At 60.5% G+C, this 16390-nt stretch carries 12 protein-coding genes and 1 pseudogene; 5 read left to right on the top strand and 8 right to left on the bottom strand.

Going from position 1 to position 16390, the window contains the following annotated elements; genetic code table 11:
• The 3 genes and pseudogenes from ACIQH5_RS19680 to ACIQH5_RS19670 form a co-directional block, all read right to left on the bottom strand.
• Positions 1-437 (bottom strand): annotated as a pseudogene (locus ACIQH5_RS19680) (carbohydrate ABC transporter permease); the annotation flags it as partial.
• Positions 434-1387: a carbohydrate ABC transporter permease gene (locus tag ACIQH5_RS19675; RefSeq protein ID WP_400406709.1), complete on the bottom strand. Its 954-nt coding sequence runs from the start codon at positions 1385-1387 to the stop codon at positions 434-436. The gene ACIQH5_RS19675 and the pseudogene ACIQH5_RS19680, both read right to left, overlap by 4 nt.
• A gap of 48 nt (positions 1388-1435) precedes the next feature.
• Positions 1436-2719, bottom strand: a complete 1284-nt coding sequence (locus ACIQH5_RS19670) for an ABC transporter substrate-binding protein (protein ID WP_400406707.1) — start codon at positions 2717-2719, stop codon at positions 1436-1438.
• Positions 2720-3115: 396 nt separating this feature from the next.
• Here ACIQH5_RS19670 and ACIQH5_RS19665 point away from each other — a divergent pair, with 396 nt between their 5' ends.
• The 3 genes from ACIQH5_RS19665 (at position 3116) to ACIQH5_RS19655 (ending at position 10137) form a co-directional block, all read left to right on the top strand.
• The gene (locus ACIQH5_RS19665; RefSeq protein ID WP_400406705.1) at positions 3116-4117 is read left to right on the top strand and encodes a LacI family DNA-binding transcriptional regulator; all 1002 of its coding nucleotides are present in this window, start codon (positions 3116-3118) and stop codon (positions 4115-4117) included.
• 179 nt (positions 4118-4296) lie between these two features.
• Positions 4297-6834 carry a rhamnogalacturonan lyase gene (locus ACIQH5_RS19660; protein ID WP_400406702.1) on the top strand — a complete coding sequence of 846 codons (2538 nt, stop codon included), beginning with the start codon at positions 4297-4299 and terminating at the stop codon, positions 6832-6834.
• 99 nt (positions 6835-6933) lie between these two features.
• Positions 6934-10137, top strand: a complete 3204-nt coding sequence (locus ACIQH5_RS19655) for a hypothetical protein (RefSeq protein WP_400406701.1) — start codon at positions 6934-6936, stop codon at positions 10135-10137.
• Positions 10138-11099: 962 nt separating this feature from the next.
• Here ACIQH5_RS19655 and ACIQH5_RS19650 read toward each other — a convergent pair.
• Both ACIQH5_RS19650 and ACIQH5_RS19645 read right to left on the bottom strand, forming a co-directional pair.
• Complete coding sequence (locus ACIQH5_RS19650; RefSeq protein WP_091328217.1) at positions 11100-11468, bottom strand: type II toxin-antitoxin system death-on-curing family toxin; 369 nt, start codon at positions 11466-11468, stop codon at positions 11100-11102.
• Positions 11465-11671 (bottom strand): ribbon-helix-helix protein, CopG family, encoded by a 207-nt coding sequence (locus ACIQH5_RS19645; RefSeq protein WP_231745404.1) that lies wholly within the window; start codon positions 11669-11671, stop codon positions 11465-11467. The genes ACIQH5_RS19650 and ACIQH5_RS19645 overlap by 4 nt, the downstream gene beginning before the upstream one ends.
• Before the next feature lie 427 nt (positions 11672-12098).
• Here ACIQH5_RS19645 and ACIQH5_RS19640 point away from each other — a divergent pair, with 427 nt between their 5' ends.
• Positions 12099-13130, top strand: coding sequence for a DUF4192 domain-containing protein (locus tag ACIQH5_RS19640; protein ID WP_400406699.1), 1032 nt, complete (start codon positions 12099-12101; stop codon positions 13128-13130).
• Between the two features lie 314 nt (positions 13131-13444).
• On the opposite strand, the gene ACIQH5_RS19635 is transcribed toward ACIQH5_RS19640, so the two are convergent.
• Both ACIQH5_RS19635 and ACIQH5_RS19630 read right to left on the bottom strand, forming a co-directional pair.
• Positions 13445-13747 (bottom strand): nitrilase-related carbon-nitrogen hydrolase, encoded by a 303-nt coding sequence (locus tag ACIQH5_RS19635; protein ID WP_400406723.1) that lies wholly within the window; start codon positions 13745-13747, stop codon positions 13445-13447.
• Positions 13744-14325 (bottom strand): RraA family protein, encoded by a 582-nt coding sequence (locus ACIQH5_RS19630; RefSeq protein ID WP_400406697.1) that lies wholly within the window; start codon positions 14323-14325, stop codon positions 13744-13746. Before ACIQH5_RS19630 ends, ACIQH5_RS19635 begins: the two co-directional genes overlap by 4 nt.
• Between ACIQH5_RS19630 and ACIQH5_RS19625 the strand changes: the two genes are divergently transcribed.
• Positions 14224-14493 carry a hypothetical protein gene (locus ACIQH5_RS19625; protein ID WP_400406695.1) on the top strand — a complete coding sequence of 90 codons (270 nt, stop codon included), beginning with the start codon at positions 14224-14226 and terminating at the stop codon, positions 14491-14493. The two genes, ACIQH5_RS19630 and ACIQH5_RS19625, sit on opposite strands and share 102 nt — an antisense overlap.
• A gap of 671 nt (positions 14494-15164) precedes the next feature.
• Here the strand turns inward: ACIQH5_RS19625 and ACIQH5_RS19620 are convergent.
• Positions 15165-15809: a hypothetical protein gene (locus ACIQH5_RS19620; protein ID WP_400406694.1), complete on the bottom strand. Its 645-nt coding sequence runs from the start codon at positions 15807-15809 to the stop codon at positions 15165-15167.
• Positions 15810-16390 lie beyond the last annotated feature (581 nt).

Here is a 16390-nt window from a genome sequence, read left to right as displayed (position 1 = left end):
AGCAGCGTTGCGATCATCATGCCGAAGAACAGTCCACGGCCGGGGAAGTTGATCCGGGCGAACGCGTAGGCCGAGATGGACGCCGAGAGGACCGTTCCCACTACTGCGCCGACGGCCAGGATCAACGAGTTGGTGAAGAACGTCAGGGTGGAGACCCCGCCGATGCCTTCCATGGCGGTGGCGAAGTTGTCGAAGCTGAAGTTGTTCGACCACAGTGAGGTGTTGGCGCCGCCGATTTCGGAGTTCGGTTTGAAGGACGAGGCGATCATCCATAGGGCCGGGTAGAGGACCATCGCCACCAGTGCCAGGGCAATGATGTGGAAGATGGTGCTCTTGATGCGTTTGGCCGTCCCGGATTCGGACTTCGGGTTGTACACCGGTGCCGGCGTTGTAGGCGTTGTTGGTTGGTTCTGGGTGGGGGTTGCCATGGTTGTCATTTCGAATCACCGCTGTAGTGGACCCAGGACTTGGAGGTCTTGAAGAAGATCAGCGTGATGATGCCGACCACGATCACCAGGAGCCAGGCCATTGCCGAGGCGTAACCCATCCGGAAATCGGAGAAACCGCGCAAGTACAGGTAGAGGGTGTAGAAGAGGGTGGATCCTGCCGGGCCGCCTTCGCCGTTGGAGATGATGTAGGCCGAGGCGAAGATCTGGAAGGCGTGGATGGTTTCCATTAGCAGGTTGAAGAAGATCACCGGGGAGAGCATGGGCCAGGTGATGTTCATGAACTTCCGTACCGGGCCGGCACCGTCCATCGAGGCAGCCTCGTAGAGGTCTGCCGGGATCTGCTTCAGGCCGGCCAGGAAGATCACCATGGGGGCGCCGAACTGCCACACGGTCAACAGGATCATCATGCCCATGGTCATGTTCGGGTTGCCCACCCAGCCGCCAAGGTTGATTCCGAAGAAGGACAGGCCTTGGTCCACCGGGCCGGAATCGCCGAACATGGCTTTCCAGACGATCGCGATGGACACCGATGCGCCGATCAACGAGGGGGCGTAGAACGCGGACCGGTAGAAACCCTGGCCCTTGCGTTTGCTGTTGAGCAGCATCGCGATCGCCAACGCCGCGGCGAGTTTCAACGGGGTACCGAAGACCACGTACTGCATGGTCACCCCTACCGACTGCAGGAACCGTTCGTCCTGGAACAGCGAGACGTAGTTATCGAAACCGATCCATTTGGGGGCGTCGAAGAGGTTGTAGTTGGTGAAGGAGAGGTACAGCGAGGAAATCATGGGCCCTACGGTCAGGGCGATGAATCCCAGCAGCCAGGGCAACAGGAACGTGTAGCCGGCGCGGGCGTCCGCCCCGCGCCGCCGCGATTTACGCGGCTGCGCGGGAGCGGACGGCGTGGAACGCCTGCTCAGGGTTGGGCTTTGAGTCACAAGATCAGTCCGTCAGTTGTGAGGCCTAGATCAGACACGAGGGTCTGCTCAGGCGTTCTGCTTGATGAGGTCTTCGGCTTCCTTGAACCACACGTCAATCGCGCCGTCCACGGTCAGCTTTCCGTAGTTCAGGTCCTGCGTGACCCGCTTGAACGTGGACTCCAGCGCGCCGAACCCAACGATGGGCGGCTCCGGGGCGTCCTTAATAAACTTCTCAATGGACTTCTCATAATCGACAACGAGCTTGTCCGTGCCTTCGAAGGTGGTGCCATCGCGCTGGGTCTTCGACGCCGGGACGCCCCGGGAGGTCTTGAAGATCTGACCCACCTCGGGATCATTGACCATGAAGTCGATGAAGCGGGCCGCAGCATCTTTGTGCTTGGTTTTGGCACTGGCGGACATCATCATGGACGGCTTGAAGAACAGGCCCAGGTTCTCCGGATCGTCCGAGGGGACCGGAACCAACTTGAGTTCCTTCGCGCCACTGTCCGCGAGGTAACCGGCCATGAAGTTGTCCCAGGTGACTTCTGTGGCCGTAGCGTTGGAGCCGAACGGGGACTTCGGCAGCAACTGGTTAACCCGTTCCTCGGAAATGAGCGCCGGTGTGCCGCGCAGGTCCGTGGTGAGGTTCCACCACTTCTTCAGGTCATCCTTGGAGAAGCCAAGCTTGCCGTCCTCGGTGAAGGCCTGGATGTTGTTCTGGCGCAGCCATACGTTGAACATCCACCAGACACCTGTGTAGTCCCCGCCACCAAACAGGGTTCCGTTGCTCTTGCTGCCCACTTCGCTGAGGAATGCGTTGTATTCGGCATAGTTCCAGGATCCATCCGGTTCGGCGATGCCCAAGGAGGCGAGTTTGGCGGGATCGTAGTAGACCGCGAAGACGTTGGTGCTGGTAGGGATGCCGTAGGTCTTGCCCTTGATCTGGCCCGAGGGAAGGAGGGACTTCTCGAAAGCATCCGTGTTGACCTTCACGGTGCCAAGATCCAGGAGCTGGTTCCGCTGGCCGTAATCACGCAGGTAGGACAAGTCGAACTGCATCACGTCCGGCAAGCCACCGCCGGCAGCTTCCGTGGCCCGCTTCTGCCAATAGCCTCCAAAGTCAGTGAAGTTGCCGTTGACCTTGATATCCGGGTTCTTGGACTCGAACAACGCAATAGCCTTACGGGTACGCTCCGCACGGTCGTCATTGCCCCACCAAGAGTAGTTGAGTGTTACGGGGTTTTCCGCGGAACCCGCCTGCCCGGGAGCCGGTACGCCGCAAGCGGCTAAGGCCGCCGCGGACACGGTACCGATAGCAACGGTCGTGAGGAAATGCCTTCTGTTGATCATTGGAGCCTCCTTGCTCAGATTGCGTCCTCCAACGGACGCAGGTCCAGGGTTCCTACACACGCCGGCGCTCGAACTCTCATGTTCCAAATACCGACGTAGGTCTGTAATGCGGATGTTTACAGCGACGGATGTCTACACCGCATTCCGTGACCGGTCACGAAACTGCTGGTAATCATTCGAGAGTCTCCGTGACCGGTCACGTAATCGTAGGAAATCGCCGGACTTCCTGTCAATAGAGCCCAGGGATTCTGAGGGACAGACCTGGGACGCGCGCCCGACGGGATCGTTCCACTCACATCCAGCATCGCCGTTATAGTTTGGGCATGTGCAAATCCTGTGCGCCCGGGAACAGACGGGCTACCACCAGCGCCACCGAGGTTTCACCAACGGCTCCCCATGCCCAAGTCTGAAAGCGCCCCGCCGCGACGGGTCACCATACGGGATGTTGCCCTGGCCGCGGGAGTCTCACGACAGACTGTCACCCGCGCGGTCAATGAGATGCCGGAAATCAGCGAGGAAACACGGCAACGTGTTATGCGTACAGTCGAGGAACTCGGGTACAGACCGAACAGGTTCGCCATAGACCTCTCACGTCAACGCTCGCTTGCGATCGGGCTGATCGTTGGAACGTTCCGCAATCCCTACTATGCGCAGCTCGCAGATGCGTTCGTCACTGAACTGCGAAGACGTGACTGGCAGGTAGTGGTCGGAACTGCAGACCAAGGCGAGGCCGCGGCCGTCCGATCCATGGCATCCCAAGCCGATGCCATCATCGGCTACTTCGTTGAGCCTCAGTCGGCGTTCGCACCTGCCGCTCGTGGGGTGCCCATCATCACCCTGGAAGAACGGGCCACCATACCAGGTGTTCATTCGGTTGAGCTCGACTTCCGAACGGGAATTGCGGACCTGGTCACGGCCCTTCGAGCCAAGGGGGCGAGTCGCTTCGCGATGATCGATGCCGCAAACCCCATGCCCGATGGAACTACTACGAGTTCGCCTCGTCGACTCCTGTTTGAGGAGGCAGTCGGCGAGTCCTGCCTTGTGGTCACCGAACCCGAATCGATCGCCGGGGGCGTCAACGGTTTCAAGAGAATACTTGACGAGAACCCTCACATCGACGCCATTCTTGCATTCAACGACCTCATGGCCATGGGAGCTATTCAGGGCGCGCACACTCTAGGAGTCGACGTGCCTGGTCGGGTAAGGATCGCCGGCATCGACGGCATATCCCTCGGTGAGGCCATCAGCCCGACGCTGACCACCCTGTCCCTTCAAACCCAGGCTGTCGCGGCTGAGGCAGCATCCATAGTGGCGCAACTTTTCACAGCTGAACACATGCCCACGGCGTCAATAACCCGCGCTGTCACGCCTGTGGTTGTTTGGCGGGAATCCGCCTGACCCTCGGCGTATTACGCTGCGCCTATTGACAGCCACTCATGGCTTTACCTAGTCTGACGTGACCCGTCACGGAACCCCATCGAGTCCTAAGAACTAATTTCCGTGACCGGTCACGGCAACTGCTGCCAGCTCTCTGAACGCATCCCACCTCATGACAAGATCCAGAGAAGGATTCGACGATGAATCGTGTACGACACCTGATCCCTGCTTTGCTTGCGGCGGGGGTGATGCTCTCCGGCGGAGTCCAGCCAGCGGCTGCCTCGCCCGATCCGCCGTCCGGCGTTGCCGCCAATAGCGGGTCCCAGATCCGGGGAAATTCCCCGGCGGGCCAACCTTTCCAATTGGAGAAACTGGATCGTGGGCTTGTTGCGGTGGGCACGGATGAAGGCGTGTTCCTCAGCTGGCGCCTGCTCGGCTCAGAAGCAACAGGTTCCACGGCGACCGGCCTGGCCGGACCAGACTTCAAGGTCTACCGCGACGGCCAGGCCGTGGACACTGTCACGGACAGCACCAACTTCGCCGATCCTGATGGTACGCCGTCATCTCGCTACGCCGTTGCACCGATAGTGAACGGGGTTGAACTTCCTGCAAGTGCCACGGTGACCGCATGGCAGAACGGGTACCACGACGTGCCGCTGCAGAAGCCCGCAGACGGCGTGACTCCAGCGGGTGAGACCTTCACTTACCATGCATACGACGCCTCTGCGGCTGACGTCGATGGCGATGGCGCCTACGAGCTCGTGGTGCTCTGGAACCCCTCTAATCAAAAGGACGTGTCGCAAAAGGGCTACACCGGTACCGTCTATGTCGATACCTACGAACTCGACGGCACGCTCCTCAACCGTCTCGATCTCGGCCCCAACATCCGCGCCGGCCAGCACTACACCCAGTTCATGGTCTATGACTTCGACGGCGATGGCCGTTCCGAAACCATGCTGAAGACCGCCCCCGGGACAAAAACCACCGGCTACAACGCAGACGGCACAGTGACAAATGAAGGCTACGTCACGATGCCGAAATCCGACGTGGACGCGGGCTACGCCCACACCGACGATTACCGACTCAGCGCAGAGGGCTACCATGCCCACTTGGTAGCCATGCTGCAAGGCTGGAGCGAGCACCCTGAGGTGAAGGCGGGGAACTGGCCAGCCACCGTTGAGGAGGCTCTCGGCATTCCCGTGACTCACGACTACCCGCTCACCAAGCAGAGCGCGACCGAGCTGACCGACTACTTCATTGACGTCTATGCACCGTCCCGCAGTCCACGAAACTTGCTGCGGCAGTTCGAGGGTTTCATCCTCGACGGTCCCGAGTACCTCACCGTGTTCGACAGCGCCACAGGCAAGGAACTGCAGACCATCCCGTACAAGCCAGGGCGCGGTGATGACGGCCTGCTGTGGGGCGATTACGCGTACGGCGTCATCGAACCGGGCAACAGGGTCGACCGATTCATCGCCGGCGTCGCCTACTTGGACGGTAAACGCCCCTCGGCTGTTTTCGCCCGCGGTTACTACACCCGAATGACCATGGTGACATATGACTGGGACGGCAAATCGCTCAAGGAGCGCTGGTTTGTCGACAGCGGCCACGTACCAATGACAAATCCGTTCAATGACACACCGCACGGTCGGGAGGGAACCGATCCGACGTGGGGCCACATGTCCTCGCAGGGCTTCCACTCACTGAGTGCCGCTGATGTCGACGGCGACGGCAAACACGAGATCGTCTACGGCTCAGCCACCCTGGACGACGACGGAAGCATCCTCTACAGCTCCTACGCCACGCTTCCTGAAGGAAGCGCAGCACCCGGAACCCGTGCGAAACTCGGACACGGTGACGGCATGTATGTGACGGACATCGACCCGAAACGCCCTGGCCTGGAGATCTTCTCCGTCCACGAAAGTGCACGTAACGCCCCGTACGGAGCAGCTATGCGTGATGCTGCAACAGGCGAGGTGCTGTTCGGCGCATATTCCGGTAAGGACACCGGCAACGGACTGATCGGCGATGTGCGGCCGGACGTGCCCGGCTTGGAAGTATGGGCCTCAATGCCGTCCGGAACCACTGCAAGCGGGCTGCTCAGCGCGAAAGGCGAGATCCTGTCGACCGCCAAACCGGATCTGGTGGATGCCACCATACATTTCGCTGCCGAACCTACTACCCAGACAATCTCCGGAGACCGGGACGGCGCCAAGCACATTGTCGACTGGCAGCGGGGCACCCTGCTGACGGAGCAAGACACTGCAGGGAATCCGCCCTTGGTGGCCGACATCCTGGGTGACTGGCGTGAAGAGCTCCTTATCCGCACCAAGGACTCAACCAAGCTACGTATCTTCACGAGCACTGAGCTGACAACGCACAAACTGACAACCCTTATGCACGATAAGCAATACCGCGCTGAGATCGCCCGGCAGAACACGGTCTACAACTACCCGAGTCAAGTCGGCTTTTATCTGGCAAGTGATATGGATTGGTCTACCGTACCGATCCTCACCACTCCTGTGACACCGAAGGCACCGAAGTTCGTCGACCCCAGCGGTGTGATCGTGATCCCGCCGAGCGACGACGTCGACTACTACATCAACGGCCAAAAGGTGGGCCCAGGTGGGCACAAGGCACAAAACGCCGAGGCGACAGTCGCGGCCGTTCCGAAGCCTTACCTCGCAGTGGCTGAAGGCGCAGCCGCTAAGTGGACCCACACCTTCAGCACACATTAGTAAGTCCGGGCACCCGCCCGTCAAAACCACCGCTCCGAACGCCGCCACCTCCTTGCCGGCGTTCGGAGCGGTCCCCTCCCCCAACAAACGGAGAACACTGTGAAACAAAAAAGCAGAAACGGCAGGGTGGGCAGCGCAGCCATTACCGCCCTCGCCCTCGGAGCCGCCTTCGTCTCGGTCCCGGATACGGCACATGCGGCCCAACCAGACCTAAAGTTCGATTTCGGCGGGCCCGCATCGCCGGTCGAGGCAGGCTGGAACCAAGTGGCAGCCGGCAGCACCTACTCAGCCACACTCGGGTATGGCTTTCTCTCAGGCGGAACAACCTTTCGGGACCGCACCAGCGGGGGCTCGTCAATGGAGCGCGACTTCGTCAACGGCGCCTGGGAATTTGGGGTCGACCTTCCCAACGGAACCTACGAGGTAACAACGTGGAGCGGTGACCTCATTGCCGGCAACGCCACCGACTTCACGGTCGAAGGTGTGAAGTACACAAGCAAGACCGCCACCGGCGCCCTGGACAAGCACGTGACGACCGTGCAAGTCGCAGATGGCCGGTTGAACGTCATGGGAGCGCGCGACGGCCGGATCAACGGCCTGATGGTGCAGGCACCTGTCGCCGTCCCTGCCTCCCTCGCCGCAACCGTCGATACCTCCGAGAACCCCAGCGTCTCTCTGAGGTGGGGTGCGGTGGACGGGGCGGGCAGTTACGAGATCTACCGTTCGACCGAATCAACCGAACTCGAATCAGTAGGCACGACAACCGAGCCGACCTTCCTCGATGAGAACGTGGAAGTCGGCGAGCCGTACAGCTACGCCGTCCGCGCGATTTCCGGTGACCGCCAGTCCCAGCAAAGCGGAACATTGGCAGTGAACGTGGTCGATCCCGGCGCACCCGCACCGGCTACACCAGTTGGCCTGTCCGTCTCGTCGATCGCAGAACGCGAACTGACAATCACATGGAATGACGACCCCGCAGCCCAGCGTTGGCGCGTCTACCGGAGCACACGCGAAGACATTCCGTTCTCGCTGGTCGCAACCACCACCGATCCGACTTGGACCGATAAAACTGTCCTGACGACACGGCCCTACCTTTACCGCATTGTGGCGGTCAATGAGGGCGGCTACTCGACCACGTCGGACACGCTGAGCACAGCAGTGACCACCACGCTTGTTCGCAACATGGAGTATCTCGACCGGGCCCCTGTAGGTGTCGTCGTCGAGGGTGGCGTCTACCTCGGCTGGCGCCTCCTCGGCGCCGACGATCGCCAGCTTGGCTTCAACATCTACCGCGACGGTACGCTGATCACCCCCGTTCCCCTCACCGGTGCCACGAACTTCGTGGACCCCAGCGGCGGAACAGATTCGCACTACCTTGTGACGGCCATCGAAAGCGGACAAGAAATCATCGTCACCGATGAATTCCAGCCGCGTACCGAACAATACATAGACATCCCGATCAAATCTCCTGGCGAGGGCTACCGGGCTGCCGACGCAAGCGTCGGGGACCTCGACGGCGACGGAACGTACGAGATCATCTTTTCCTGGAACCCCTCCAACTTCCCGGACAACTCAATCGCCGGCTTCACCCAAAACCAGTATCTGGATGCCTACAAGCTCGACGGAACCCAGCTCTGGCGTATTGACCTCGGCAGAAACATCCGGGCCGGTGCCCACTACACGCAGTTCCAAGTGTTCGATTACGACAGCGACGGCCGCGCCGAAATCGCCTTCAAAACCAGCGACGGCGTCGTTGATGGAACCGGACAGGTTCTGGGAGACCCGAACGCCGACCACCGCGACGCCACCGGCCGCGTCCTCTCCGGACCGGAATGGCTCTCGATCTTCGACGGTCGCACCGGCGCCGAAATCGACACAGTCGACTTCATCCCGCAGCGCGGCAACGTGGCTGACTGGGGCGACGCCTACGGCAACCGCGTGGACCGCTTCCTCGGCGCCACAGCCTACTTGGACGGTGTACACCCAAGTCTCATCATGAGCCGTGGCTACTACACCCGCACCGTCATCGGGGCATGGGACCTCGTGAACGGGAAACTGAAGTCGCGCTGGGTCTTCGACAGCAACGACTGGGGCAAGGACTACGAGGGTCAAGGCAATCACAACCTCGCCCCCGCCGACGTCGACCGCGACGGGCAAGACGAGATCGTCTTCGGTGCCATGACCATCGACGACGACGGAAAGCCGCTCTACAACACCCGACTGTTCCACGGTGACGCTTTGCACGTAGCCGACCACGACCCATCGCGTCCCGGCCTGGAGGTGTTCAGCGCCTTCGAAGACATCCCGCAGAACGGTGGCATCGGCTCAGCGTTGAGAGACGCAGAAACCGGTGAGGTACTCTACTCAACGCCGGCCACCGAAGACACCGGCCGGGCATCTGCAGGCGACATCGACCCGAACTACCCGGGCAACGAAACCTGGGCTGTCCGCGGCGACGTCTACAACTCACCCGTGGGCACCATGAAGAGTGCAACCGGTGAAGTGATCACCGAAGCCATACCGCCAGCACTGATGATGGCTTGGTGGGATGGCGACCTCCTCCGCGAAATCCCTGACCTGACAGACTGGAATGCCGAAACCCAGCGAGGGATCCCCGTGGTCAAAAAATGGAACCCTACGACGAAGACCACGGACATCATCCTTCAGGACAACGAACTGTGGTCGATCGACGGCACCAAGGCAACGCCGATGATCATCGCCGATCTCCTCGGTGACTGGCGCGAGGAACTGCTGTGGCCGAACACGGACTACAGCGCGATGCGGCTCTACACAACCGTGGACGTCACCGAGACGCGGCTGCCCACTCTCATGCACGACTCTCAATACCGCACAGGGGTTGCGTGGCAGAACACTGCTTACAACCAGCCGCCCTGGCCGAGCTTCTTCCTTGGCACGGACATGCAGGCACCACCTGTAGCAAATATCCAGTACGTCGGAGCTGATCGGTTCCCCGCTGAACCTTACAACCCCCGACCCACCAGTGACCCTGCGCCGCCGGCGAAGAAGGCGCTCAAGAAGGAAAATCAGGTAAATCTCGGATTGGGCAAGGAAAAATTCCCTCGCGGCCAGTCTTTGGTGACCCTGAAGAACCTTGAACCCAAACAGTGGTACTACGTCTATCTCAACGAGACCGGACTGGGTTGGCACAAAGCATCCCAAGAGGGTTCCGTTCAGGTTACAACGCCTGAAGATACGAGACCCGGAAACAACCAGATCGCGGTCTTCAGCGGCGACGGTGTGATCCGAGGTTGGGACGACCTCAAGGTCACAGGACCCCAGTAACCAAGGGCCAGCGTTGGAGGGGCGGAAGAAGAAATTCTTCCGCCCCTCTTCTGTTCCCCGAGCCCGAAAAAGCTCGACCATGGCTTTAGCCAGCGGCATGCACATCAGGGTGAGAGCACAGGGTTTCGTCATCGGTTGAGACCATAAGGGACTGGGTTCGCCCAAAATTGGGGCCCAAAATGCTCGCCAACTTTGGAAGGCACCGCCGTCCCCTCCGGACACTGCCCCATGCATTCGTATTTGCGCGTCAACGACACCGAAAAGACCTCCCCTAAGCACCCGGTCGCCCGTGGCGGCTGCACTCTCATGTCGCTGCGGCCCTGCAGAAGGTGCGCTTGCGAAGGGGCGTCATGTCGCTCGAGTCCTCACACGCGATAAATAGATGTGGGGCGAACGAGAGGCAGGAAATGGCTGTGATCAGGCTCGATAAAGAAGATTTAAGTGTGGACAATGTCCACACCCCTTTGGGCTGACAGAGCTCTCCTGAGTCAAGCCTCTTGACTCCATCAAACGAGCCAAAACCAAGAATCTTGACGCAGGATCTCGAAGTCATGTTGCGCTCAGTCCCTCTACCCATGAAGGGGTGTAGGACAACAACGTCCTACCGGACGCACCAAGAGAGGAACACATAACCCCAGTACAGAGCCAGCGGAGGGACAACCAGCCACGGCCCTGAACCCGCTCCCCCACAACTAAACAGTCGACCCGCGGCGCCAGGCACACCCCGCGACCAGTGTCAGAGGGACCTGACCACGAAGAATGTACACACGTTAAAGCAAAAACCCCCTCTGACGAGGGGGTATGCCGTGCCCGAGGTGGGACTCGAACGGGATTCCAAGCCTTGCGAACACTGGGAAGTGCCGGAAACCCGCGGAATCCGGGCCAATCCGGTGACTGTACGAAGCAGTCCGGAGCGGGATGTGTGGACAATGTCCACACCCCCTTTCGGGGGCGACGGAGGACTACCGGGGCACCAGATGCCTGGAAATCTCTGCGGCAGCGCGCGGCAGGTCGAGAGTACCCGCAGCGACTCCGACGACGAGGTCGAAGCCTTCATCCGTCGAGAAGTCATGCCGGTAACCGTTGATCCACAGCAGCAGCACCATGAGCGTCCACGCCGTCCGCTTGTTGCCATCAATGAGTGGACGAAACCTGGCGACCGACTCCAACAAGGCTGCAGCCTTCACCGCGAGATGCGGATAGGCCTCCGCGCCCATGACAGTCGCAGCCGGCCTGGCCAATGCCGAAGCCAACAACCCGACATCACGGATATGAAAGCCGTACCGATCAACTACCTGAAGGGCATCCTCAATGTCCAGGTACGCTGTCACGCGTCTTCAAGGCGCTTCAGCAGATCAGCGTCATGACTCATAACAAAATCAAGGCCCCCGCCAATTTCACGCCGGCGCGCGTGGCGCTGCAGAACCAATTCGGCCCCCTGCAATAGGAGTGCGGACTTGGACGTGTGTTCCTCGGCAGCCAACTTCTCCAGCCGTCGATCAAGGTCCTCAGGGACTCGGAGATTCATAGCCATGAGACCCATGGTACCAAACCGGTACCCAAACGGGCCGGAATGAGGACATTCTCCACCGAGGGAAGTAATACCGAATAACGGCGCATATGTCGGGAAGAGAACCAGCGCCGGGCCCCATAGACGCTGCGAACCCGCCCAGCGACAGTACACGCTGAAGAATCGGGCAGCTCACGTCATGGCGCCCCACCTCAGCCTGCCCATGAATGACCAGAAGCAACAACGCTGTTTGTCATTCTAATATCCGATCATGGCTGGACGGGCGCCGTGCAACGAAGGCGCTACCGCGCCGACCCCGGACCCAGAGAGAAAACGTCCCTCACAACCTCCCGAACCTGCCCCCGGCCCCACCCAGCGGACCAGGTCCCCTATCAGAACAGCCCACAAGACCAAGACCCTAGACACAACGCACGTACGAAGGAAAAGGGCAATGAATGCGCTCACCATCAAAGACCCAGCAGACCTACTGAGCTTCATCGGGCACACCCTAGGGTTCTGGCCACAAGAGAGTCTGGTCTGCATCACCTTGGACAAGGGCAAGGTCGGCGCCACCCTCCGGATTGACCTCCCGCGTCAACTGGGAACAGAACTCCCCTACGCCCGCACCGTCAGCAGCTACCTCACCAGCGACACCCAAGCTTCGAGCATCGTCTTCGCCCTCTACACCTCCCAGCACTGCGAACCAGGACAGCCCAAACCTCACGCAGCCACCATCGCCGCGCTCACCGGAGTCCTCGCCGAAAACGGCATCACCATCCGCGACGGCATCTTCGTCACCGACGACACCTACTCCCCCTACGACACCGAACCCGGACAAGACATCAGCCTGCCCATCAGCACCACCGAATACAGCCGAGTCAACGCAGAATTCATCTACCGCGGCAGCACCATCGAACCCACCAACCAAATAGTCCTCCCCACACCCACCCACGAAGCAGACCATGCCACCGCCGTCGCAAACCGCATGAACACCATCCGAGCCCAGGCACCCCAGCAAGCAGCAATTCAGGCCAGCCAACTCTGGACCAGCATGCTCGACAGCAACGACTTCCCCACCGACGAAGACTGCACCACGCTCATCGCGAACTTCCAGTTCCCCCACATCCGCGACCGGCTCATGGCCGACATCCCCGGCATCAACGAACCACCCCAACACATCCTCTTCGCCCAAACCGAGACAGCACCACAATGGTCACGCATCGAATGGGCCCAACAACTCCTCCTCCACGCCTACACCAGAACCAGCCCACAACACGCAGCACCCATACTCACCACCATCGGCTACATCAACTGGTGGGAAGGACGAGGATCCAAAGCACACCAATACATGCAACTCGCCCTCGACACCGACCCCGGCTACCGCTTCGCCAGGCTCACCGACCAAATGCTCGGAGCCGGCATCATCGCCGGCTGGAACACCAACAAAAACACCGCCTACAAAACCCACCTCGACATGCCCTAAGCAGCATTACGGTTCTTCCGCCGGAATTGTCCCCTGAATAAGGGCTCATATCTCAGAGGCGGTCTCCTCTTCTTTGATGTACAGAGTGAGAAGGCCCCAACGCTCGCGGCCGGTGCATTGAATGTACTTGCGGCTGGCGTTGGGACCTCCAGGGCACAGGCTAGAGCGCACCCCCAACCGACAGTTCACCACGACCGTGATGAACTGACGTTCCTTCTCCACGGCCGGGTTGTCGACGGCGAAATCCAACTGGCCGACCCTATCGTCTACTTCCTGCGGGGCCACGACCATCGGGGAGACGACAAGGCTGTAGTTTACGCCGAATAGGGTCCGAAGGGTTCTTCAATATCGGCGGTGGATGCCTCGGCTTGGTCGCCGGCACCAACCCAGGCGGTGGAATCGATGGCGCGTGCCGTGCTGAGCAGTCGACCGCATCGATTTTTTCCCTCTCCGGCGTCCCAGTGGGCGGTGACGATGATGACTTGGACGCCACGGTCGGCCAGTTCGCGGAAGCGTTCTGGGAAGCGCACGTTGTAGCAGGTGGCGACGCCTACCGTGACCACGTCCACCTCAGAAGGTGATGGTTTCGCTGCCGGATTCCACTTCGGCTGGCTCAGAGAACCAGGGTGGCCGGGCGGCGGCTGTAGGCGGCGATCCGGGTGTCCGTTTCTTCAATCTTTTCGGCCAGGTCGGCGACCTCTTCAGCGCGGGCGCTGGGTACAGAGAGCGCCCCGTCCGCGTCGGCGCAGATGATGTCCGCCGGTGAGATGGTGACATCGTTGATGGTCACCTCGGTCTGTACGGCGACCAGCTGGACACGGTCCTTGCCGGTGCGCATGAACTTACCGCGGCTGAACAGCGGGTAGTTCTGCTGCAGCGACGTGGAGATGTCCCGGCAGACGCCGTTGATGATGGTTCCGGCGATCCCGCGTTCGGCGGCGACCTCGGTCATGATGCCGCCCCAGACGGTGACGTCGGTGCGTCCTTCATTGTCGATGACAATGACTGATCCGGCTGGTACGTCGTCCAGGAAATCCCCGACGCTGCCGCGGGTTTCGCCTGCCGGTGCGTACTGGACGGTGAAAGCCAGGTGATGGCGGTCCTCGAGAGCGGGCTGAACGCCATGAAGTTCTTCCCCGCCGGACCCGCCGGCGGCGCGCCATACCTCGCCGCAATCGGAGCGCCCATCCCCCACGTACAGTTCTGCCCGACCGGCGGAGTGAGCCCTGCCTCAGCACCGGAATACCTCGCGCTGCCGAACGTCTCCTGTGTCGGCGGTAGCTGGCTAACCCCGAAAGCTGCGATTGAAGCCGAAGACTGGGCGGTGGTCGCCGAGTTGGCTCGGGAAGCGGCAAGGCTCTAGATAACAAGGACGCGCGTGGGGACGGCAACTCTGGACCGCGCACGCAGGTCCATGTTCGTTAAGCCAATGCGGATCCAAAGCTTCCCACAGTCCGCATGAGAAATCTAGCTCAACGCTGCCCACCAGCTCGGCGGTCATCAACGCCGCCCGATGAGTGCCAGGGTTCGGCGCCATACCTATTGTCGGTGTGTCGTTGTGAGGGCCGTCCTTGGAAGGCTATGCGTGGCTGTAGATCTGTCCGGGACTTTTGGGGTTGGCCACGCAGGCAGTAGGCGCCCGCCCTTCCGTTCAGGCACTTCCGATGTTGAGGTAGCTGCCTGAGTGGCCTCAGAACGGTTTTCGAAGCGGCGTCTGGTCAGTGTTCGGCTTTTCATGGCTATTCTTAGGGTGTCTTTAATCTATGAGTGGTTGATTGCGTGAGATGTGTACTGGCGGGATGGGTTAGCGGCCCTTCGACTGACAGGTAACGAATAGACCAAGCACCAAACGGTTGGCTTTCCCTCAAGAGCAGGGAGGATCGCACCCTCCTGTATGTACCGGAATGGAGCGGGGTCACCGTCCGGGCGCCACCAGCCACTTATGGGTGAGTGTTCGCCTGTCGCTGCCGACGCGCTTACGGAGGAGTTCCGATCTGTCAGCCCGGGGGCTTCCTGAAGTGTCATCTTGGGTTCCTATCGTGCGGTAAGACTTGAGGCACGAACCTTCTGACGGAAGGCCTCCTCGAAGTCATCGATGGTGGCCAGCCGGTTCAAGACTGCTTCAGCGTTCTCCTGTGGGATGACGGCTATTCCATCGTCATCCGCGGCGATGATGTCACCGGGGTTTACGACTACTCCGCCGCAGGCCACTGGGGTAAACACTTGTCCGGGGCCGTATTTTGCAGGACCTGCAGGGGAAACGCCGCGCGCCCATAACGGAAGACCAAGGGCTTGGATTGCAGCCCTGTCGCGGGTCAGTCCGTCGATGACTACACCCGCGATGCCGGCGGCCAAGCATACTTCTGCGAGCAAGTCACCAAAGACAGCCCGCGCTGTTCCGCCCAGCGCGTTAATGACCAGCACGTCCCCCGGGCTGGCGTCGTCCAGGGCACGGTGGATGGCCAGGTTATCGCCGTCACGGGTCAGGACCGTCAGCGCTGGACCTACGCAGCGAGCGCCATCCCATTGGGACTTGATGGCAGCGTCCATGAGGTTGAGTCGATCCATAGCGTCGCCGATGTTTGCTACGGGGTACCGGCTCAGCCCACCGACGTTATTGGTAGGCATGGCTGGACGGTCCCTGACGACGAGCGAGGTGGTGGGGGCGTCAATGAACATCTCGGGCTCCTGGCAGAATCGAATGATAAGTAAGTACCGATTGGTAAACTATTCTCAGTTTGAACCAAAGATGAATCGCTGGCAAGAGCTAATTTTGCCGACGTGGCCTCGCTACCTTGACCCCACACCCTAGGTTTAGGGCTACGGACAGTAAAACCACCACATCGAAGAGTATGAAACTAACTCCAGGCCCTCTGGTGCGTCGTTCGCGATCCCCGGCGCCAGGAGAGGCTGCGGCTGCGCGTGATTGCTCAAATCGACCTGCCCATCGGCAATCCGGATCCTGCATGCCAAAGTAGCCTCACTGCATCGGGCGACCCAGTTATATGGTGAACGCTGGACCCTGGCACGATGATAGTCACCCGAGCGGATTCGTCGGCTGCTGCTTGCGCTCCGACGTTGGTGATTCCGGGGCGCCGCTTGTTAAGGAACCAACGCGCTCACGATTGCGCGGATCATCCTGCCATGTCAGACGACGCGACGCCGTGGATCCTAACAATGCCGACGGCAGCCTGGATCTGTCAGGCGTCGCATGCCGAGGCCGCCTCGGCAAGGCGGTCAGGTCACGCAGACTTCTAATC

This window comes from Paenarthrobacter sp. NPDC091711 (assembly GCF_044756605.1).
GTDB lineage: Bacteria > Actinomycetota > Actinomycetes > Actinomycetales > Micrococcaceae > Arthrobacter.
Note: the sequence above shows the minus strand (reverse complement) of the source record. Positions and strands in the feature narration are given on the sequence as shown.

Bases quoted from the DNA above. Each gene is read 5' to 3' on its own strand.
- ACIQH5_RS19665 (WP_400406705.1), top strand. From the start codon at position 3,116: ATGCCCAAGTCTGAAAGCGCCCCGCCGCGACGGGTCACCATACGGGAT.
- ACIQH5_RS19640 (WP_400406699.1), top strand. From the start codon at position 12,099: ATGAATGCGCTCACCATCAAAGACCCAGCAGACCTACTGAGCTTCATC.
- ACIQH5_RS19620 (WP_400406694.1), bottom strand. From the start codon at position 15,809: ATGTTCATTGACGCCCCCACCACCTCGCTCGTCGTCAGGGACCGTCCA.
- ACIQH5_RS19645 (WP_231745404.1), bottom strand. From the start codon at position 11,671: ATGGCTATGAATCTCCGAGTCCCTGAGGACCTTGATCGACGGCTGGAG.
- ACIQH5_RS19625 (WP_400406695.1), top strand. From the start codon at position 14,224: ATGGCGGTCCTCGAGAGCGGGCTGAACGCCATGAAGTTCTTCCCCGCC.
- ACIQH5_RS19660 (WP_400406702.1), top strand. From the start codon at position 4,297: ATGAATCGTGTACGACACCTGATCCCTGCTTTGCTTGCGGCGGGGGTG.
- ACIQH5_RS19670 (WP_400406707.1), bottom strand. From the start codon at position 2,719: ATGATCAACAGAAGGCATTTCCTCACGACCGTTGCTATCGGTACCGTG.